This is a genomic window from Streptomyces sp. NPDC036984, from assembly GCF_055607665.1.
In genome coordinates this window covers 44,081-63,715 of record NZ_JBVJRL010000016.1, presented here as the reverse complement: position 1 = coordinate 63,715, position 19,635 = coordinate 44,081, and the positions used below count along the sequence as shown (strand labels likewise).

Genomic DNA, 19,635 nt, shown 5'->3' with positions numbered 1-19,635 from the left:
GCGTCAGCGGACGGTCCGGACGCCGTCCAGTGCGATCGCGAGGACCCGGTCCCGCTGGGCGGTGTCCTCGAACGCCGTCGCCGTGATCCCGGCGACCATCCGCAGCAGGTCCCCGAAGTCCATGTCCGCCCGGGCGACGCCGGCTCGCTGCGCGCGCTCCAGCAGTGGGCCGCCGGCCGCGTACATGGAGTCGCGGCACGCCTGGAAGATGTCCGATTCGCCGTTCAGGGCCTCCCGCACCGCGCGCTTGGTGACCATGTACCCGGCGAACCGGTCCAGCCAGGTCGTCAGCGCCTCCCACGGCTCCCGGTCCGCGACCTCCTCGGCCGCCCGGCACAGGGCGTTGACCTCGTCCGCGTAGACGGTCTCGAACAGGTCGCGGCGGGTCGGGAAGTTCCGGTACAGGGTGCCGATGCCGACGCCCGCGCGGCGCGCGATGTCCTCCAGGGAGGCCTCGGCGCCGTGCTCCGCGAACGCCTCGCGGGCGGCGGCGAGCAGGGCGTCGTAGTTGCGGGCGGCGTCCTTTCGGTGCGGCCGGCGGGTCGCGACGATCTCGCTGACGGGGAACGGTGTGGCCGTCACTGCTGCCTCCCGGGGAGGGACTCGATTGAAACGGAGGGTTACCTCCGCTAGAGTGGAGGGGTACCTCCACTTTACCAGTGGCGGAGTGGCTCCGCCGTGGCCGGACGCGGCCCGCACCGCCGGCTCCGCATCCGCACGCACCACCGCACGCACGGTCCGTACGACCGTGCCCCCGCGCACCCGACCCTCCGCGTCCCTGATTTCGGAGAGGCTCCTCCATGCCCCGCACGTCCAACCGCCTCACCTTCACGGTCCTCGCGACCGGTGCCGGCGTGTTCTCCATGCTCCAATCGCTGATCGCGCCGGCCCTGCCGACCGTCCAGCACGCGCTGCACACCTCCCAGTCCACCGCGACCTGGGTGATGACGGCCTATCTGCTGTCCGCCTCGGTCTTCACCCCGATCCTCGGCCGGGTCGGTGACCTCGTCGGCAAGAAACGGACCCTCGTCGCCGTCCTGGTGGCCGTCCTCGCGGGCTGCCTGATCGCCGCGCTGGCCCCGACCATCGGCGTGCTCATCATCGCCAGGGTCGTCCAGGGCGTCGGCGGCGCCCTGTTCCCGCTCTCCTTCGGCATCATCCGGGACGAGTTCGCCCCGGCCGAGGTCAGCGGCAACATCAGCAACCTCTCCGCGGTGATCGCCGCGGGCGGCGGTGTCGGCATCGTGGCCGCCGGACCGATCGTCTCCGCGCTCGACTACCGGTGGCTGTTCTGGATCCCGGTCGCCGTCGTCGCCGCGACCGTCCTGATCGCCCTGCGCTATATCCCCGAGTCCCCCAAGAGGGCACAGGGAAGGGTCAGTTGGGTAGGCGCCGGGCTGCTCTCCGGCTGGCTGGTGGCCCTGCTGCTGCCGCTGAGCCAGGCCGGGCAGTGGGGCTGGGGGTCGCCGAAGGTGCTCGGCCTGTTCGCCGTCGCCGTCGTGCTGTTCGCGGTGTGGCTGGTGACCGAGGCCCGCTCCGGGACCCCGCTGATCGACCTGCGCGTGATGCGGCTGCCCGCGGTGTGGACGACCAACGCGGCCGCCCTGCTCTTCGGCGCCGGCATGTACGCGATCTGGTCCTTCCTGCCCGGGTTCGTCCAGACGCCGTCCGCGGCCGGTTACGGCTTCGGCGCCAGCGTCACCGCGTCCGGACTGCTCCTGCTGCCGATGCTGGTCGCGATGTTCCTCTCCGGCGTCCTCTCGGGCCGCCTTGAGCCCCGCGTCGGCGCCAAGGCGCTGCTCACCACGGGTGCCGCACTCGGCGCGCTGGCCTGCGGCTTCCTCACGCTCTGGCATGACGCGCAGTGGCAGATCGGCGTGGTCGCGGGCCTGTTCGGGCTCGGCATCGGACTGGCCTTCGCCTCGATGGCCAACCTCATCGTGGGCAGCGTCCCGGCCGAGCAGACCGGCGCCGCCACCGGCATGAACGCCAACATCCGCACCATCGGCGGCTCCATCGGCGCCGCGCTCACCAGCGTCCTGGTCACCGGCCGGCTCCAGCCCTCGGGCCTGCCGTACGCCTCCGGCTACACCCATGGCTGGGCCCTGCTCGCCGTGCTCTGCCTGGCCGCGGCCGGCGCCGCGCTCCTCGTCCCGGTCCACCGCTCCACCCGCCCGGCCGGCGCCGCCACGCCGGAGACGACCAGGGCACCCGTGCGGGTGCGGTAGGGTTGACCTGCGTGATCACGCGGAACAGCCCGCGTGAGACCGCGGCGGGACGTGGCGCAGCTTGGTAGCGCACTTGACTGGGGGTCAAGGGGTCGCAGGTTCAAATCCTGTCGTCCCGACCATGCTTTCAGCAGGTCGGAGGCCGTTCTCTCACTGACGAGAGGGCGGCCTTCCGCGCGTCCGGAGCCATGGTGGCCGCAGCCACGACGCATGGTCCGTGTGGCGGCCGGCCTTCTCGGCTCCGGTGAGGGTCTGGTCGAAACGGATACGTGGCCGAGGGATACGTCCGGATCAAGCTGAAGACCGAACCCGGCTGGGACGTCGCACCGTCCGCGCCGTCCGCGCCGTCCGCGAACGCTTCTGGGACGACCTCCTCCTCCAGGTCGACGCCAACGCCGCGTACACCCTGGCCGACGCCCGACAGCTCGTGAAGCTGGACGACTTCGGCCTCCTGTCAGTCTGCTGAGCTATCCTTCCCGCCACCGCACACCGACTCCAGGGACCACGAGAATTGACCGGCCTGTCTGCTTTCCCGCTGCCCTTTCATGCTTCCCGTTCCATATCGTTCGCGACACCCCGAACGCTGCGGGAGCTTCAGATGATGCAGTGCAGCTCGCACATCCGGGCGAAGCCGGGGTGGTTCGACAAGATGAACGACGCCGACATCGTCGCCAGGTGGACGCAAGAAGCGGTCGCCCAGGGCCTCACCGAGGCGCAGGTTCGTTACGTGCTTGCCGAACTCGTGCACTACGCCGTGCTGCGGGACGGACGGACCGGCATCGAGGTATCCGCCGTCGACGGGGTGTGGCAGTCGGACACACTGGTCGACGACAAGCTCAGATCCCGGCTGCGCGAGGCGGTTCGGGTTCTGGAACAGGTCCCCGAAGCAGAACAGGACTGGCATCCCGGATCCGACGGCCAGGTACTGGATCTGGTTCATCCCTCACTGTTCTGCCTGGTGAGAGAGGTGAGCGGCGCGCCCGAGCGGGCTTGGCAGAACCCGACGGACCGCTACTCGAAGTACGAGTTCTCGGAGAAGTTCCAATGGCTGCCCACGGACGTCTACGTCAGTGACGACGGCGATGTCGCCTTCCGTTCGTACGTCAACAACGTCCACCCCGAGACTCATCACGAACTGTCCTCCGTCCTGCCGGACTTGTTCGCGCGCATGCGCCCGCTGCTGGAGAACGTGCTCACCGATCTGCGCCATCCGCGACCCCTCCGGATCGAGGCCGATCCCTTCGGGTGGTACGACTCGGAACCGGAGTTTCCGGACAAGTCTTCCTATGGTGATGCTGCGGCCTACGCAGAAGCCCTCCGTGCATGGGAAGCGGCCCAGGACGACTGGTGGGAGAACCGCCGCCCGGCCATCCCGGACGCCCCGGCCTTCACCCCGCCCGAGTTGCCCGACGAATCCGCCCGAGTCGACCTGCGCGGCCGCCATCTTCAGGTCATCGTCAAGCTCGCCACCGTTCATCTCACCCCGGACAAGCCCGAGTACCCAGGCGGTTCCTGGCATGTCGAGGGGATGTTGAACGAGCGGATCGTCTCGACCGGCATCTACTACTGGGACAGCGAGAACATCACCGAAAGTCGGCTGAGTTTCCGGGCGGCACTCGACGACCCGCACTACGAACAGAACGACGACAACGGTCTGCGTGAGGTCTACGGCCTGGAGGACGAAGACGCACTGAACCAGATGCTGGGATCGGTATCGACGCCAGCGGGTCGCTGCCTGGCGTTCCCGAACATCCTGCAACACCGCGTCGGCTCATTCCGCCTCATGGACCCCACCCGCCCGGGACACCGCAAAATCCTTGCGTTCTTCCTGGTCGACCCGTCGGAAAAAATCGTCTCGACATCCGATGTGCCACCGCAGCAACCGTGGTCCGACACCTCGACCATGACGCTTGAACAGGCCAAGAACTATCGCGAACAACTCATGCAGGAACGCAAGTTCTTCGTCGACGAACACAACGAGCAGCTCTACGAACGAGAGTTCTCCCTCTGCGAGCACTGAACCGCTTCTGTCCTGAATGCGTGCAGGTCAGGAGGGTGCGGACGGCCTGGACGACGGTGCCGATGCGGCGGGTGGAGCATCCGGCCCGCCGGAGCGGTCGCCGGGTTCTCGCCGGTGAAGGGTGATATCACCACGCCGAGGACGAAGGGCCCAGTTCTGTCACGACGTCCGCCCACCAGGCCATTTGGAGGGCGAGCTGCACGCACTGCCGCCGGCTGCCCCGGACCGTGCGGCAGATCCGCGGCACAGCCACTGGGGCGTGGAGCGCCGTGGCTGCGAGGGCGGTGACGGTGGGCGGGCGAAGTTCAGCTCGGCCATCGACGCCGAGGAGGATTGATGAGGTCGGCGGCCTTCTCCGCGGCCATGATCGTGGGCGCGTTGGTGTTGCCGCGCGGCACCGTCGGGAACACCGACGCGTCGACCACCCGCAGGCCCGCGACGCCGAGCACCCGCAGTTCGGGGTCGACCACCGCGCCGATGGCACAGGTCGACGTCGGGTGGTAGAGCGATTGCCCGGCTCGCTGCGCCCAGGCGAGGAGGTCCGCGTCGGAGTCCGCGGCCGGCACGTCGTACGCCCCGGCGACGAGGTCGGTGACCGCCTGCTGCGAGGCGATCTCCAGCGCGATCCGGATGCCGGCGACGAGCACCGCCCGGTCCTCGGCGGTCATCAGGTAGTTGTGCAGGATCCGGGGTGCGACGTCCGGGCGCGCGGAGCGCAGGGTCACCGCGCCACGGCTGGTCGGGGCGAGCACGCAGGGGCCGAAGGCGAAGCCGTGCTCGGTCGGCGCGCCGAGTCCCTCCTGGTGGAAGAGGACGGGGGCGGCGTGGAACTGCAGGTCCGGTGCGGTCAGATCGTCCCGGCTGCGGAAGAAGCCGCCGGCCTCGCCGATGTTGGAGGTCAGCGGACCGCGCCCCTCGCTCTCCAGCAGCGCCGCGTTCTCCGCGCTCGCCGCGGTGAGCAGCGACTCCTCCTCGGTACGGAAGTTCAGCAGCGCCATGTAGTGGTCCTGGAGGCCCAGGCCGACCGGCAGGTCGCGGACGACCTCGATGCCGAAGGCGGCCAGGGCGGCGGCGGGCCCGATCCCCGACAGCATCAGCAGCTTCGGGGACTCGTAGGCGCCCGCGGACAGGATCACCTCGCGTTCGGCACGGACCACCTCGACGGAGCCACCGCGCTCGACCTCCACACCGGTCGCCCGGCCGTCCTCCATCACCACGCGGTGTGCGCGGGCCGACGACAGCACCGTCAGGTTCGGCCGCTCCAGCGCCGGGTGCAGATAGGCCACGGCCGTGCTGCACCGCAGACCGCCGCGCTGCGTGAGCTGGTAGCGCCCGACACCGAACTGCGTCGCGCCGTTGAAGTCGTCGTTCGTCTTGTGCCCGGCCTGCTGGGCGGCCTGCACGAACGCGGAGGCGAGCGGGTGCCCGGAGCGTCCGTCGCTCACCGTCAACGGGCCGCCCGCCCCGTGGAACTCGTCCGCCCCGCGCTCGTTGTCCTCCGCGCGCTTGAAGTACGGCAGCACCTCGTCGTACGACCAGCCGGTGGCTCCGGCCGCCGCCCAGCCGTCGTAGTCGGCGCGGTTGCCGCGGATGTAGATCATGGCGTTCATGGAGCTGGTGCCGCCGAACACCTTGCCGCGGGGCAGGTAGGTCCGGCGGCCGCCGATCCCGGGCTCCGGGTCGGTGTCGAGGTCCCAGTCGAGGCCGGACTTGAACAACTGGGGGAAGGCGGCCGGGATGTGGATCTCCTGCGCGGTGTCGGGGCCGCCCGCCTCGATCAGCGCCACCCGGACCTCCGGGTCCTCGGTCAGCCGTGCGGCGAGCACGGCGCCCGCCGATCCGGCGCCGACGATGACGTAGTCGTAGCTGCTCATTCCAACCCCTTCGGTCGAGGACTGCCGACAACGGCGAGAAAAGCGGTGCCATGGGCGAATCGCGTGCGGTGACGGGGGTCAGCGCGTCGGGTCGACATCCTTCTCGCAGGCCGTCTCGACTGTCCACGGGGCACTGGTCCCACGTCGCGGAAACGTCTTGATCCCGCTGCACATAGCCCGAAGTCGGGTCCATGTACGGCAACCGCTCGTCGTCCAGGTGCCTTTGATGCCCCCCGACCGGCGCGCCATTGCCGTTCGGCGCAGCAGGCGCGCCGTACGGCGAGCCGACGCGGCCGCTCACGGAATGCGGTACGGAGTCCGGCGGCCCCGGCCGGGCCGCGGGTCTACCGTGGTCCGGGCTCCTGCCCTTGGCGTTCCCGAGGAGGCGGCATGTCCGACATCGAAGAGCTCGTGGAGCAGCTCCGCAGGCTCCCGCCGCACGCATCCCGCGACACAGGCGAGCTCACCGAGCTGCTCGCCTCGGTGAAGTCGGCCGCCGGCCGCTGGGCGGAGGTGCTCTACGACCTGCGGAACTCGGCGCGGTCCCTGGCCGGGCCGCGGGCCTTCGCGGCGCTGGAGCTGGCGTTCCGCAAGGCGGAGGAGTCGTACGTGGAGCTGGAGATCGCGCACGGCGACCTCAAGGCGCTCACCCGCGGCGGGCCGGCGCAGGCCTGACGGGACCAAGCGAAGAGCCGAGGCGTGACCGGAAGCTGTCCCTTGTGTTTCTTGATGCGTACACTCCACTCCGACGTGTGATCATCGCGGTCGGAGGACGCGGCATGGGTGCACCTGGGACTCCTCGACGTGAAGTGGTCACGGGGGCTCCGCGAACTCCCCGCGCGGCCCACGGACCGGCCCGCCCCGCCCGGGCGTACGAGGAGGAATCCACCGTCGACTCCCTCGCGCTCCGGACCCTGATGCGTCGCCAACTCCGGCTGGCCACCACCACCTTCGGGCTGCTCGTCGCCCTGCTCGGGCTGCTGCCCCTGGCCTTCACGGCCCTGCCGGACCCGGCGGTCTGGCCGGGCAGCGCCCTGATCATATGGGCCGTTCTCGGGGTGGCCGCCTACCCCGTACTCGTCCTCCTCGGCCGGTGGTACGTCGCACGCGCAGAACGCAACGAACGCGACACCGCGGACCTCGTCGAGAGGGCCTGACGGTGACCGACGCCCCGCCGCCCCGGCCCGGCCGCGTATCCGGGGCCGCCGGGTGAACCAGACGTACGGCATCGCGGCCGTGTCGGCGGCGGTCGTCGCCACCCTCGTGATCGGTGCCACGGGGCTGCGCATCTCCCGCACCACGTCCGACTTCTACGTCGCCTCCCGTACCGTCCCGCCGTACCTGAACGCCATGGCCATCAGCGGCGAGTACCTGTCGGCGGCCTCGTTCCTCGGCATCGCCGGACTCGTCGTCGCGCAGGGCGTGGAGATGCTCTGGTTCCCGGTCGGCTACGCCGCCGGCTATCTGGTCCTGCTCGTGTTCGTCGCCGCCCCGCTGCGCCGTTCCGGGGCCTACACCCTGCCCGACTTCGCCGACTCACGGCTTCGGTCCAGGGCCGCCCGGCGCGTCGCCGGCGTGCTCGTCGTCGGCGTCGGCTGGCTCTACCTGCTGCCCCAGCTCCAGGGCGCGGGCCTCACGCTCGGCCTGGTCACCGGGGCACCGCGCTGGCTCGGCGCAGTGCTCGTCGCCGTCGTCGTCACCCTGGCCGTGGCCGCCGGCGGCATGCGCAGCATCACCTTCGTCCAGGCGTTCCAGTACTGCCTGAAGCTGATCGCGCTCCTCGTGCCCGCGATCTTCCTGGCCCTCGCCTGGCACGGCGACCCGCGGCCCGCCGCCGCCCTGGACGAGCCGCCGGCCTTCCGTCGGCACACCCAGGTCACCGTCGAGAGCACCGTGCGCATCAGGATCGAGGCGCCGCTGCGGGCCGTCGCCACCGGCACCGTGGACGGGACGGGCTACGACAACGGCCGCCTGGCGCTGGGCCCCGGTGTGCACGAGGTCCGGGCCGGGACGACGCTCCGGTTCCCGCCCGGTGCCCCGGTGCCCGCGCGCGAGACCGACGACGGCCGCCGCAGCGGGGCCTCCAGCTGGGCGGCACCGCTGTCCGGCGGCAAGGACGATCATCCGCTGTACACGACGTACGGGCTGATATGTGCCACGTTCCTCGGCACCATGGGGCTGCCCCATGTGCTCGTCCGCTTCTACACCAACCCCGACGGCCGGGCCGCCCGGCGCACCACGGTCATCGTGCTCGCCCTGGTCGGCGGCTTCTATCTGCTGCCGCCTCTCTACGGCCTGCTCGGCCGGATGTACGCCCCCGACCTGCTGCTCACCGGCAACACCGACGCCGCCGTCCTCGTCCTGCCGGAACGGCTTCTCGGCGGTGCCGGCGGCGACCTGCTCGGCGCCCTGATCGCCGCCGGGGCCTGTGCCGCCTTCCTGTCCACCGCCTCCGGGCTCACCCTGTCCGTCGCGGGCGTGCTCAGCCAGGACGTGCTGCCCTCGCTCGGCATCCGGAACTTCAGGCCGGCGACGCTGCCGGCGATCGCGGTGCCGGCCGTGATGAGCGTGGCCGCCGGCAACCTCCCCGTCGCCAACTCGGTGGGACTCGCCTTCGCGGTGGCCGCCTCCTCGTTCTGCCCGCTGCTGGTGCTCGGCATCTGGTGGCGCGGACTCACCGCGGCCGGCGCGATCGCGGGGCTGCTCACCGGCGGGGGCAGCGCCCTCACCGCGGTCGCCCTGACCATCGCCGGACCACTGGAGGACGGCTGGGCGCACACCCTGCTGGCCTGGCCGGCCGTGTGGTCGGTACCGCTCGGCTTCCTGACCATGATCCTTGTCTCGCTGGCCACCCGGGACCGGATCCCGGCCGGCACCGAGGCCGCCATGGCCCGCCTGCACCTGCCCGAACACCCGGGCGGCCGGCGCGCGCCCGCCCCGCGCCGAGGAGCGACGACCCGATGACGACCCAGCGGCCCGCCGCACCCCGGGCCCGCGCATGAGCGGCCTCGTCCTCGCCGCCGTCGCGGCCCTCCTGCTGTTCGCCGCGGGTCTCGCCGCGGGACGGCACCTCGCGCGCCGGGCCGCCCATGCTGGGACGGATATCGCCACCCCCGTGGAACGGGCCACCTTCCACACCCTGCACACCGCCTCCGTGGCCGCGCCCCCGCTGCGTGCCGGACTCACCGAGGACACGGCCCGCAAGGCGGTACGCCGGCTGCGGCCGCTGTTCGGCACTGCCACGCTCGGCCTCGCCGCCGGGGACCGGCTGCTGGCCTGGGAGGGGCCGGGCCGGGACCACGAGGAGCCGGCCCTGGAGGGGGTCCGCCGGGCTGTGGACTCCGGCCGTAGCCAGACCTTCGCCGTCGACTGCCGGGAGCCGGACTGCCCGGTGCGCTGGGGCGCCGCCGCGCCGCTCACCGTCGACCAGCGCGTGCTCGGCGCCCTCGTCGTGCTCGGCGCCAGGGAATCGGGGTCCGTGGTCCGGGCCGCCGAGGAGGTGGCGCGCTGGGTCTCCGTCCAGCTGGAGCTGGCCGATCTCGACCGGACCCGTACGGGGCTGATCGAGGCGGAGATCCGGGCGCTGCGGGCGCAGATCTCCCCGCACTTCATCTACAACTCCCTGGCGGCGATCGCTTCGTTCGTCCGCACCGACCCCGAGCGGGCCCGCGAACTCCTGCTGGAATTCGCCGACTTCACGCGCTACTCGTTCCGTCGGCACGGGGAGTTCACCACCCTGGCCGAGGAGTTGCGCTCCATCGAGCAGTTCCTGGAGCTGGTCCGCGCCCGGTTCGGGCAGCGGCTGGAGGTGACGCTCCAGATCGCGCCCGAGGTGCTGCCCGTGGCGGTTCCGTTCCTGTGCCTCCAGCCCCTGGTGGAGAACGCGGTCAAGCACGGACTGGAGGAGAGCGTCGATCGCAGCCGTATCACCATCTCCGCGCAGGACGAGGGCGCGCTGGCCCGGATCGTCATCGAGGACAATGGGGTCGGCGTGGAGCCGGACCGGCTCCGCCGGATCCTGCGCGGCGAGGGCAGTCCCTCGACGGGCATCGGGCTGCGCAATGTGGACGAGCGGCTGCGGCAGGTCTACGGGGACGACCACGGTCTGGTCGTCGAGACCGGCGTCGGAGCCGGGATGAAGATCTCGATCCGCGTCCCCAAGTACCGGACCGGAGTGCGCAGTTCGCCTCCGCGCACCGCGCCCGGGACCCCGTGACGGGCCGGGAAACGGCCGCGCCCGCGGCCTCCGGTGTGGTTTTCCGGGGGCCGCGGGCGGTGAGGTGGGTCAGAAGGTCAGCGTCCAGTCGTCGAGGGTGCCGATGCTGTCCGCGTACACATCCGCGACCTGGAGCTTCCAGGCGCCGTTGGCGACGGAGGCGCTCGCGTCGACCGTGTAGGTCTTGCTGAGGGTGCCGCCGGTCTCCGACGCGCTCGTCGCCTTGAGGCCGTAGGTCTTGCCGTCCGGGGCGACCAGGTCGATCTTCACATCGCCGAGCCACTCGTGGGTGACGTCCACGGCCACCCGCAGCGCCTTCGGCGCGTTGCCGGAGATGCCGGCCACCGTGATCGGCGACTCGACGGTTCCCGGGTCGGGAACGGCGTAGGTGGTCTGGTTCTGGTACGACGGGAAGGTCAGCGACCATTTCTTGAGGGTGCCGACCCCGCCCGCGTCCCTGTCCTCGACCAGCAGTTTCCAGGTGCCGTCGGCGGTGGAGGCGCTGGCATTGACCGTGTAGGTCTTGGTCAGATTGCCGCCGGGGTCGGTGCCGTTGGTCGTCTTGAGCGGGTACGTCTTGCCGTCCGGGGCGACCAGGTCGATCTTCACCTCGCCGAGCCACTCGTGGGTGAGGTCGACGGCGACCTGCAGCGCTCCGGACGCCGTGCCGGACATCCCGGCCACGGTGATCTGGGACGTGAGGGTGCCCGGGTCCGGGATGGCGAAGGTGCCGCTCTTCTCGAACGGCGTGGGGAAGGTCAGCGACCAGCTCTTGAGGGTGCCGACCGAGCCCGCGGACCTGTCGTCGACCCGGAGCTTCCAGGCGCCGTTGGCGACGGAGGCGCTCGCGTCGACCGTGTAGGTCTTGCTGAGGGTGCCGCCGGCCTCCGACGCGCTCGTCGCCTTGAGGCCGTAGGTCTTGCCGTCCGGGGCGACCAGGTCGATCTTCACATCGCCGAGCCACTCGTGGGTGAGGTCCACGGAGACCTGCAGCGCCTTCGGCGCGTTGCCGGAGATGCCGGCGACCGTGATCGGCGACTCGATCGGTCCGGGGTCGGGCACGGCGAAGTCGGTGTCGTTGATGATCTTGGACGGCCGGGGCTTGGTGACCGGCTCGGGGACGGCTCCGCCGATCGCCCGGCCGATGTCGATGCGGGGCGTGGTGGCGCCGGTGTACGTGATGGTCTTGCCCGTGGCCTTCAGCAGCGACTCCAGGGAGGCGATGCTCTTCTCGGGGAACGCCTGCCGGAGGATCGCGAGGGCGCCGGTCACGTGCGGGGCGGCCATGGAGGTGCCGTTCTTGGAGGCGTAGCCGCCGCCCGGAACGGAGGAGACGATGCCGGTGCCGGGCGCGAACACGTCCAGCAGCGGGCCGCGGTTGGTGAACGCGGACAGCTGGTCGTCGTCGGTGGTGGAGCCGACCGCGATGGCGGAGGAGACACAGGCCGGGGCGCTGACCGCGTCGCCGTACGCGTTGTTGCCGGCCGCGACCACGGTGGCGACACCGGCGTCGAAGAGGCTGTCGATGGCCAGCTTGCGCGGGTCGTTCGCACAGGCCGTGGCGTACCGTCCGGCGCCCAGGCTGAGGTTCGCCGCGACGATGGGCGTGCCGGCCGTCTTCAGCTGCCGCACCTTCTCCAGCGCCGCGAGCTGGGCGCTGGTGAAGCTGAGGACGCACGGGGCGGCGCCGGCACCGCAGAAGTCCTCGGAGCTGAACTTGCTGAAGACCTGGATGGCGACGATGTTCGCACCTGGGGCGACACCGGACTTGGGGGCTCCGGTGAGCCCCTTGCCGTTGCCGGCGGCGATACCCGCCACGTGGGTTCCGTGGTCGCATTCGGCGATCGTCGCGCACGGCCCGGACTCGGAGTTGGCGGTGCCGGTGCCCTCCTGCTGCGCGGTGCCGTTGGGGCACAGGCTGGTGGCGGAGTAGTCGGCGTCGACCGGCGAGAAGCACGCCTCGGCGACGACCCGGCCCTTCAGGAAGGGGTGGTTGGTGGCGACGCCGGTGTCCAGGACGGCGACCGCGCTGCCCGCGCCGGTCAGGCCCTTGCCGGCGGCGACGTCACCGCCGATCAGGGGGACGCTCTGGTCCAGGGAGGGCCGTACCGGAGTGTCCTCGGTGACACTGACCACGCCCGGCTGGGTGGCCAGCTTGTCCAGGCCGTTCTTGTTCACCTTCAGGGTGACGACGGGCAGGCTGGTGAAGGACTGCACGGTGGCACCGGCGGACGCCGCGCCGGACAGGTCCGTGCGGTTCTCGGTGACGACGTTCACGCGGACGCTGCCGCCGTCGGCGGTCTCGTCGTACAGCGGCGGGTCGACCGGGCTGTTCGTCGCCGCGGTTGCGGCGGGGGCGCCCTGCGGCGCGGCGGCATGGGCCGGTATCGCACCGAGGGCGACGGTCGTCACCGCGGCGATGACCGTCGTCCGAATCGGTCTTCTCAAGGTTGCTCCAGCGGCAAGCGGGCAGGGCTGTGCCCGCGGGTGAGTGCGTGGCAGGTGCGGGCGTGGAAAGGCCGGATGACGGACTCGCCGTCATCCGGCCCGCACGCCCGGGCGTGCTCCGTCAGGAGGTGGTGCCGGGCATCAGGTGGCGTTGGCGCCGTTCTTCGGGTTGCCCTTCTTCTGAACGGCCTTCAGGTATCCCAGCGCCACGGCCTGGCAGTGGCCCTTGTGCTTGTACGCCGTGCAGGTGTAGTCGCGGAGCGTGGTGTGGAAGGCGTAGTCCACGTTCGACTTCTTGCTGCGGTCGAGGTAGTAGCGGTAGCCCTTGTAGGTGTTGCCGATCAGGCCGTAGCCGTAGTCGTGCATGTCGCAGGCGGCCCGGAAGTCCCAGCCGAACGGCTTGTCGGGGGAGCTGGTGCAGTGGTCGTGGTTGATGCCGACCACCAGGTAGCCCGCGGGGGTCACCTTCCAGTACGGGTTGTGCCAGCCGTAGTGCGCGACCTTCGCGGCGCAGCCGCTCTTCAGGTACCACAGCCACGAGGTGGCGGTGTTGCAGTGGCGCGGGTACGACTGCGGGTCGGAGATCTCACCGGCGGTGAAGTCCGTGGCCGGAGGCGCGGTGCCGTCCGCGTCGTTGATGCCGGCCGCGCCCTCCAGCTGCGACTCCCGCGCCGGGCGCGCGAGACCGGTCTCCTCGACGTTCGGGACGACCGACTCCGCCGGGAAGTCCAGGTCCCAGCCGCCGTTGTTGGGCGACGTCACCTCGGTGACGCGGCCGGTCGTGTCGTAGGTGTACGACGCCACCGGCTCGGTGCTCTCGACCGGGTTGGTCAGGGAGCGCAGCAGGCCCGAGGAGTCGTAGGCGTAGCGGGCGAGGGTCTGCGTGGTGGCGCCGGCGGTGACGGTGATCTCCTTGGCGCGGCCCGCGTAGTCACCGAGGGTCGTCCCGGAGGCCGTCGTGGCGGAGGCGTAGGTGACCTTCACCGACTGCTGCGGGGTCTCCCCGGCGGCCGGCTCCGTGATGGTGGACACCCGCCCCTGGGCGTCGTAGCCGACGGTGGAGGTGCCGTTGGCCACGCTGCCCACACCGGTGACCCGCCACTTGTCGCTGCCCGGCGCGGCCTGCTTCCAGGTGTACGTGGGCTTCAGGTCGGCGGCGGGGATCGGGTTGCCGCTCGCGTCGGTGAAGGTGTCGTCACCCGCCTGTGTGGTGGCGAGGTCCACACCGATGGTCTCGACGACGGTGGTGGCCATGGCGCCGGTCGCGGAGTCCCACTTGGTGGTCTCGGTGATCTTGGAGCCGTCGGTGGCCTCGTAGGTGTTGACGCCGCCGCCGCTCGGGTAGTCGACGCTCTTGGTGAGGTTGTAGCGGTACGTCTCGTTCACACCGAGGTCGGTCACCGCGATGGCACCCGACTGCTGCTCCAGCCTGCGGTTGAGCTGACCGCCCAGGAACTCCGCTTCCCAACCGGGGCCGAAGACGCCCATGTCGGTGCGGCCCGCGGGGGCCGACTCGGGCTTGGCGACGCCGCCGTCCTGGGCGACGACCGCGTGCCGCCGGTCGATGAGGCCCGCGGCCACATCCGTCTCGGCGATCTCGAAGGACTGGGTCTCGGAGTAGTACGTGCCGGGGCCCACCTGCTGGATGTCGCCCGTGGCCATGGGCTGATCGATGGTGTCCGCCGCTGCCTGCTGCTGCGGGAGCAGCAGCGATACGCCGAGTGCCGCGACGACCGGGAGCGCTGATCTGCGCACAAGTCCCCCCTCGTGAAGATCAGTTCGAATTCCGCTGCGGACCCTAGAGCGGGGGTGATCGCGTTCACAAGAGTTACAAAAGGAGGTCAAGGTTCCAGTTGGTTGCAGCAGTGAAATGCGTCAACTCCACGTAAAGCAAGGGCAATGAGTCTGATTCCCGACCCGGGGGGAGGGTGTGCGGTCGGTCTCCGAGGTGGGCTCGCGGGCTGCCGAAGCCCATGCCGCTCCAGAGGTCGATCCGTTCACGCGCGAAAAGCGGAGGAAGCACCACCGTCGCAATGTGACCCAGATCACTTACGCCCGGTCACATCATGAGACCTCGGGCGTACGAACGGCTCACCGCTCGGCGCCCGTTATCGCTCCAGCAACGGCAGTGCCGCGAAGGAGTGGTCGCGCCACAGCCGGCGGGAGGTTTCCTCCGGGTATGCGGCGCGGGACGGACGGGTGCCGAAGAGGCGGGTGAGGCGCCGGCCGGTGTCGTAGGCGGGCCGGCCGGGGTCGCCGTGGGCGGCGCAGGCTGCCGAAGTGGCCGGCCTGCGGGGGCGGCGGACCGTACGCCGTGGCAGGCCGTACGCCGTCCCGGTCGCCGGCCGGCCGGGGCCGGCGAACCGGGGCGCGCCCACCGGCGGTTCGGCGAACGGGATGCCGTGGAGGGCGGCCACGCCCTTCTCGACGCTCCCGCGGAATGTCCCCGCCGTCGTGCGGATCTCGGGCTCCACGGCGGCCGGTTCGGGCGCGGCACTCGTCATCACGGTTCCTCTCCCCGGCGGTGGCATCCGTGACGGATCGCCCCGCCGTGCACCGGGGAGGGCCAACGGCTACGGCACCTTGATGGTTGATGTCTGCTTTCGCTGCCGCCGCGCCGCCATCACCGCGTAGACGATGACCCCGACGAACAGGAACAGCACGCCCTGGTACACCGCCGCGTAGCCGGCGCCCGCCATCAGCCAGACGGAGAAGGCGGCGGCCACCGCGGTGACCACGGAGTCCCGCACCAGCCGGGCCCGGTCGACCGCCTCGGAGCGGCCGGCGACGAGGTGGAAGAGCTGCGCGGCGGTGGCCAGCAGATACGGCACGGTCGCGGTGAACGTGGTGACGAGGACCAGGATCTCGAAGACCCTGCCCGAGCCCGAGGCGTAGTTGTAGACGGTGAGCAGCGATGCCAGGACGACGGTCACGCCGACGCCGACCGTGGGCACGCCCCGCCGCCGGCGGGCGAAGGCACTCGGGAACAGGCCGTCGCGTGCCGCCGCGTACGGCGTCTGGGCACTGAGCAGGGTCCAGCCGTTGAGGCAGCCGGTCATGGACACGAGCGCGGCGAGGGCCACGGCCGTACCGCCCCAGCTGCCCCCGAACATCGTGTTCACGGCGTCCGAGAACGGCGCGGTGGAGGTCACCAGGCGGTCGTGCGCGACCGTGCCGAACACGGACAGCGTGCCCAGCAGGTACACCAGCGCGGCGCCCGCGGTGCCGATGACGGTGGCCCGCCCCACGTTGCGGCGGGCGTTCTTGACCTCGCCCGCGCTGACGGCGGCGGACTCCACCCCGAGGTAGGAGAAGAGCAGCAGGGCGGCGGACGCGGACACCGCGCCGATCGCGCTGTGACCGCCGGTGTTGAACGGCCCGAGCCGGTCCGGGTCGAAGAAGAACAGCCCGCCGACCGCGACCAGCAGCAGCGGCACGAACTTCAGCACCGTGGACACCAGCTGGACGGCGCCCACATAGCGGGTGCCGGCGAAGTTGGCGAGGGCGGGCAGCCACTGGAGGGCCAGCGCGGCCAGGCAGGCGGTCCAGCGGTGGCCGTTGACCGGGATCAGCACATCGAGATAGCCGACGGCGGCGACGGCGAGCGCGGCGTTCGACACCCAGGTGGTGATCCAGTACGACCAGGCCGCGAGGAAGCCGGCGAAGTCGCCGAACGCCTCGCGGGCGTAGACGTACGGGCCGCCGGTGCGCGGGTCGCGGGCGGCGAGCCGGCCGAACACCAGCGCGAGCGCGATGGCGCCGACGGTCAGCACGACGAAGGCGACCAGGCTGACCGTGCCGTACGGGGCGATGGAGGCGGGCAACAGGAAGATGCCGCCGCCGATGATGTTGCCCATGACCAGCGCGGTGGCGACGGGCAGGCCGAACCGTCGGGTATGCCTGCCGGTGTCGCCGTGCGGGTCCTCGGCGGGAAGCGTGGGGGACTCCGCGGGGGCCCCCGCGGGGGCCGGAGCCGACTGCGGGACGGTTCCGGTGCTGTGCATGGGTGGTGCGCCTCTCATGGAACTGACGTTCCCGGGATCGCCGGGACGGGCCCATGGTCGGGGATGCGCCGATGTGGCTCAAAATCGCCGCTTGTTGTTCTGTGCGGGCCGCTTGATCACGAAAAAAGCATCGTGGCGCGGCCCTCGCACCGCGAGATGTCCGGCGCCTCCTCCAGGGGGCGGCGGGCCACGGTGCGTTCAGTCCGCCGCCCAGAGACTGCGCACGTGCCCCAGGTGCCGGGCCATGATCGCGTGGACGGCCTTCTCGTCCCGCTCCAGCAGCGCGTCCAGCAGCTCCAGGTGCTCCTCGGCGGAGGCGAGCAGCCGGCCAGCCTCCATCAGCGCGGTCAGTCCGTACAGACGGGAGCGTTTGCGCAGGTCGGCCACGACCTCGACCAGGTGGGCGTTGCCCGCGAGAGCGAGCAGACCGAGGTGGAAGCGGGTGTCGGCCTCGACATAGGCGATCAGGTCGCCCGCCACCGCGGCCGTGACGATCTCCCGGGCCGCCGGACGCAGCGCCTCCAGCGACACGCGGTCGGCCGTGCGGGCCAGCGCCACCACGGTGGGGATCTCGACGAGCGCCCGTATGTGCGTGTACTCGTCCAGCTGCTTGTCGGACACGGCGGTGACCCGGAAGCCCTTGTTGGGCACGGTGTCGACCAGCCCCTCCTTGGCCAGGTCGAGCATCGCCTCGCGCACCGGAGTCGCCGAGACGCCGAACCGGGCGGCCAGCGAGGGCGCCGAGTACACCTCGCCCGGCCGCAGCTCGCCCGCGATCAGCGCGGCGCGCAGCGCGTCCGCGACCCGCTCGCGGTAGCTGCTGCGCCGGCCGCCCAGCCGGGGGAGTGCGGGCGTCTTGGTGCCCCGCGTGTTCTGTGCCATGTCACGCATCACCGGGGTGAGTCTAGAGGACGCTAGAGAACGAACCCCTCCGGGAACGGATCGTCCGGGTCCAGCAGGTACTGGGCGGTCCCCGTGACCCACGCCCGGCCGGTGAAGCTGGGCAGCACGGCCGGCACCCCGGCGACCTCCGTCGTCCCCAGCAGCCGTCCGGTGAAGTGGGTGCCGATGAAGGACTCGTTCACGAACTCGGTGTGCAGGGGGAGTTCACCGCGCGCGTGCAGCTGTGCCATGCGCGCGCTGGTGCCCGTGCCGCACGGGGAGCGGTCGAACCAGCCCGGATGGATGACCATGGCGTGCCGGGAGTGCCGGGCCGTGGCGCCGGGTGCGTACAGGTGGACGTGGTGGCAGCCGCGGATCGACGGGTCCTCGGGGTGCACCGGCTCCGCCTCCGCGTTGATCGCCGCCATCAGCGACAGGCCCGCCGCCAGGATGTCGTCCTTGCGGGCGCGGTCGTAGGGCAGCCCGAACGCGTCGAGCGGCAGGATCGCGTAGAAGTTGCCGCCGTAGGCCAGGTCGTAGGTGACGGTCCGGCCGTCGGGCAGGGTGATCTTGCGGTCAAGGCCGACGGCGAACGACGGGACGTTGCGCAGCGTCACGTTCCGCGCGGCGCCGTTCTCCACCGCGACCTCGGCGACCACGACCCCCGCCGGGGTGTCGAGCCGGATGGTGGTCACCGGCTCCACGACCTCCACCATGCCGGTCTCGACCAGCACGGTGGCCACCCCGATCGTGCCGTGCCCGCACATCGGCAGATAGCCGGAGACCTCGATGTAGAGGACACCCCAGTCGCAGTCGGGGCGGGTGGGGGGCTGGAGGATGGCGCCGCTCATCGCGGAGTGGCCGCGCGGCTCGTTCATCAGCAACTGCTTGATGTGGTCGCGGTGTTCCCGGAAGTGCAACCGCCGCTCGTTCATCGTCGCACCGGGCACGGTGCCGATCCCGCCGGTGAGCACGCGGGTCGGCATGCCTTCGGTGTGCGAGTCGACGGCGTGCAGGACGAGCTTGCTGCGCATGGTCCGGCTCCCTTACGCGAGGCCCTGGGCGACGGCCTTCTCCGTGGCCGCGCGGACCGCCGCCTCCTGCTCGGCCGAGAGCGGGACGCGCGGCGGGCGCACCGGGCCGCCGTACCGTCCGACGACGTCCATGGACAGCTTGATCGCCTGCACGAACTCCACCTTCGAGTCCCAGCGCAGCAGCGGGTGCAGCTGCCGGTACAGCGGGAGCGCGGTGGTGAGGTCCCCGGCCACCGCGGCCCGGTACAGCTCCGCCGAGGCCCGGGGCAGCGCGTTGGGGTAGCCGGCCACCCAGCCCTTGGCGCCGGCCACCGCCAGCTCCAGCAGTACGTCGTCCGCGCCGATCAACAGGTCCAGCTCCGGAGCGAGTTCGGCGATGCGGTAGGCGCGGCGGACGTCGCCGGAGAATTCCTTGACGGCGTGCACGAGCCCCTCGCCGTGCAGCCGCGCGAGGAGTTCGGGCACCAGGTCGACCTTGGTGTCGATGGGGTTGTTGTACGCCACCACCGGCAGGCCCGCCTTCGCCACCTCCGCGTAGTGGGCGAGGACGGAACGCTCGTCGGCGCGGTAGGCGTTGGGCGGCAGCAGCATCACCGACGCGCAGCCGGCCTCGCCCGCCTGCTCGGTCCAGCGGCGGGCCTCGGCGGAGCCGTAGGCGGCGACGCCCGGCATCACCCGCTGCCCGCCGATCGCGGCCACGGCGGTCTCCACCACCCGGGCCCGCTCCTCGGGGGTCAGCACCTGGTACTCGCCGAGCGAGCCGTTCGGAACGACCCCGTCGCAGCCGTTCGCGACGAGCCAGGAGCAGTGTTCGGCGTAGCGGTCGTGGTCGACCGAGAGGTCGTCGCGCAGCGGAAGGGCGGTGGCGACGAGGATGCCGCGCCAGGGACGGTTCTGTGCCTCGGACATGGGTGATCCCCCATCTCAAT

15 protein-coding genes, 1 tRNA gene and 2 pseudogenes are annotated in these 19,635 nt (G+C 71.4%); 8 read left to right on the top strand and 10 right to left on the bottom strand.

Annotated elements, in window-relative coordinates; all coding sequences use genetic code 11:
• Positions 1 to 3 precede the first annotated feature (3 nt).
• On the bottom strand, positions 4 to 582 hold the full coding sequence (locus ACZ7DL_RS26605) for a TetR/AcrR family transcriptional regulator (protein ID WP_470777717.1): 579 nt from the start codon (positions 580 to 582) through the stop codon (positions 4 to 6).
• A 218-nt stretch (positions 583 to 800) separates the two neighbouring features.
• On the opposite strand from ACZ7DL_RS26605, the gene ACZ7DL_RS26600 reads away from it, so the two are divergent.
• The 4 genes and pseudogenes from ACZ7DL_RS26600 to ACZ7DL_RS26585 all read left to right on the top strand — a co-directional run bounded on the left by ACZ7DL_RS26600 (position 801) and on the right by ACZ7DL_RS26585 (position 4,248).
• Complete coding sequence (locus ACZ7DL_RS26600) at positions 801 to 2,228, top strand: MFS transporter (protein ID WP_470777715.1); 1,428 nt, start codon at positions 801 to 803, stop codon at positions 2,226 to 2,228.
• 45 nt (positions 2,229 to 2,273) lie between these two features.
• Positions 2,274 to 2,350: transfer RNA gene (locus tag ACZ7DL_RS26595), tRNA-Pro, on the top strand.
• Between the two features lie 141 nt (positions 2,351 to 2,491).
• Positions 2,492 to 2,688 (top strand): annotated as a pseudogene (locus ACZ7DL_RS26590) (enolase C-terminal domain-like protein); the annotation flags it as partial.
• 51 nt (positions 2,689 to 2,739) lie between these two features.
• Entirely contained in the window at positions 2,740 to 4,248 is a 1,509-nt protein-coding gene (locus ACZ7DL_RS26585; protein ID WP_470777713.1) for a DUF4246 domain-containing protein, read from the top strand.
• A 10-nt stretch (positions 4,249 to 4,258) separates the two neighbouring features.
• Here ACZ7DL_RS26585 and ACZ7DL_RS26580 read toward each other — a convergent pair.
• Together ACZ7DL_RS26580 and ACZ7DL_RS26575 are read right to left on the bottom strand one after the other, a co-directional pair.
• Positions 4,259 to 4,348, bottom strand: a pseudogene (locus ACZ7DL_RS26580) (IS5/IS1182 family transposase); the annotation flags it as partial.
• 205 nt (positions 4,349 to 4,553) lie between these two features.
• Entirely contained in the window at positions 4,554 to 6,122 is a 1,569-nt protein-coding gene (locus ACZ7DL_RS26575; protein ID WP_470777711.1) for a GMC family oxidoreductase, read from the bottom strand.
• A 390-nt stretch (positions 6,123 to 6,512) separates the two neighbouring features.
• Here ACZ7DL_RS26575 and ACZ7DL_RS26570 point away from each other — a divergent pair, with 390 nt between their 5' ends.
• From ACZ7DL_RS26570 to ACZ7DL_RS26555, 4 genes are all read left to right on the top strand, one after another.
• Positions 6,513 to 6,797, top strand: coding sequence for a hypothetical protein (locus ACZ7DL_RS26570; RefSeq protein ID WP_470777709.1), 285 nt, complete (start codon positions 6,513 to 6,515; stop codon positions 6,795 to 6,797).
• Between the two features lie 104 nt (positions 6,798 to 6,901).
• Positions 6,902 to 7,279, top strand: a complete 378-nt coding sequence (locus ACZ7DL_RS26565) for a hypothetical protein (RefSeq protein ID WP_470777707.1) — start codon at positions 6,902 to 6,904, stop codon at positions 7,277 to 7,279.
• A 52-nt stretch (positions 7,280 to 7,331) separates the two neighbouring features.
• Complete coding sequence (locus ACZ7DL_RS26560) at positions 7,332 to 9,086, top strand: sodium/solute symporter (RefSeq protein ID WP_470777706.1); 1,755 nt, start codon at positions 7,332 to 7,334, stop codon at positions 9,084 to 9,086.
• Between the two features lie 34 nt (positions 9,087 to 9,120).
• A complete protein-coding gene (locus tag ACZ7DL_RS26555; protein WP_470777704.1) occupies positions 9,121 to 10,338 on the top strand; it encodes a sensor histidine kinase in 1,218 nt (405 codons plus the stop codon).
• Between the two features lie 69 nt (positions 10,339 to 10,407).
• On the opposite strand, the gene ACZ7DL_RS26550 is transcribed toward ACZ7DL_RS26555, so the two are convergent.
• From ACZ7DL_RS26550 to ACZ7DL_RS26520, 7 genes are all read right to left on the bottom strand, one after another.
• Positions 10,408 to 12,786, bottom strand: coding sequence for a proprotein convertase P-domain-containing protein (locus ACZ7DL_RS26550; RefSeq protein ID WP_470777702.1), 2,379 nt, complete (start codon positions 12,784 to 12,786; stop codon positions 10,408 to 10,410).
• 141 nt (positions 12,787 to 12,927) lie between these two features.
• Positions 12,928 to 14,541 carry a phospholipase A2 gene (locus ACZ7DL_RS26545; RefSeq protein WP_470777698.1) on the bottom strand — a complete coding sequence of 538 codons (1,614 nt, stop codon included), beginning with the start codon at positions 14,539 to 14,541 and terminating at the stop codon, positions 12,928 to 12,930.
• Between the two features lie 353 nt (positions 14,542 to 14,894).
• Complete coding sequence (locus tag ACZ7DL_RS26540) at positions 14,895 to 15,290, bottom strand: hypothetical protein (protein ID WP_470777697.1); 396 nt, start codon at positions 15,288 to 15,290, stop codon at positions 14,895 to 14,897.
• Between the two features lie 69 nt (positions 15,291 to 15,359).
• Complete coding sequence (locus tag ACZ7DL_RS26535) at positions 15,360 to 16,790, bottom strand: amino acid permease (RefSeq protein ID WP_470777695.1); 1,431 nt, start codon at positions 16,788 to 16,790, stop codon at positions 15,360 to 15,362.
• A 198-nt stretch (positions 16,791 to 16,988) separates the two neighbouring features.
• Entirely contained in the window at positions 16,989 to 17,681 is a 693-nt protein-coding gene (locus ACZ7DL_RS26530) for a GntR family transcriptional regulator (RefSeq protein ID WP_470777692.1), read from the bottom strand.
• 23 nt (positions 17,682 to 17,704) lie between these two features.
• Complete coding sequence (locus ACZ7DL_RS26525) at positions 17,705 to 18,706, bottom strand: proline racemase family protein (protein WP_470777690.1); 1,002 nt, start codon at positions 18,704 to 18,706, stop codon at positions 17,705 to 17,707.
• Positions 18,707 to 18,718: 12 nt separating this feature from the next.
• Positions 18,719 to 19,615 (bottom strand): dihydrodipicolinate synthase family protein, encoded by an 897-nt coding sequence (locus tag ACZ7DL_RS26520; protein ID WP_470777688.1) that lies wholly within the window; start codon positions 19,613 to 19,615, stop codon positions 18,719 to 18,721.
• Positions 19,616 to 19,635: the final 20 nt, after the last annotated feature.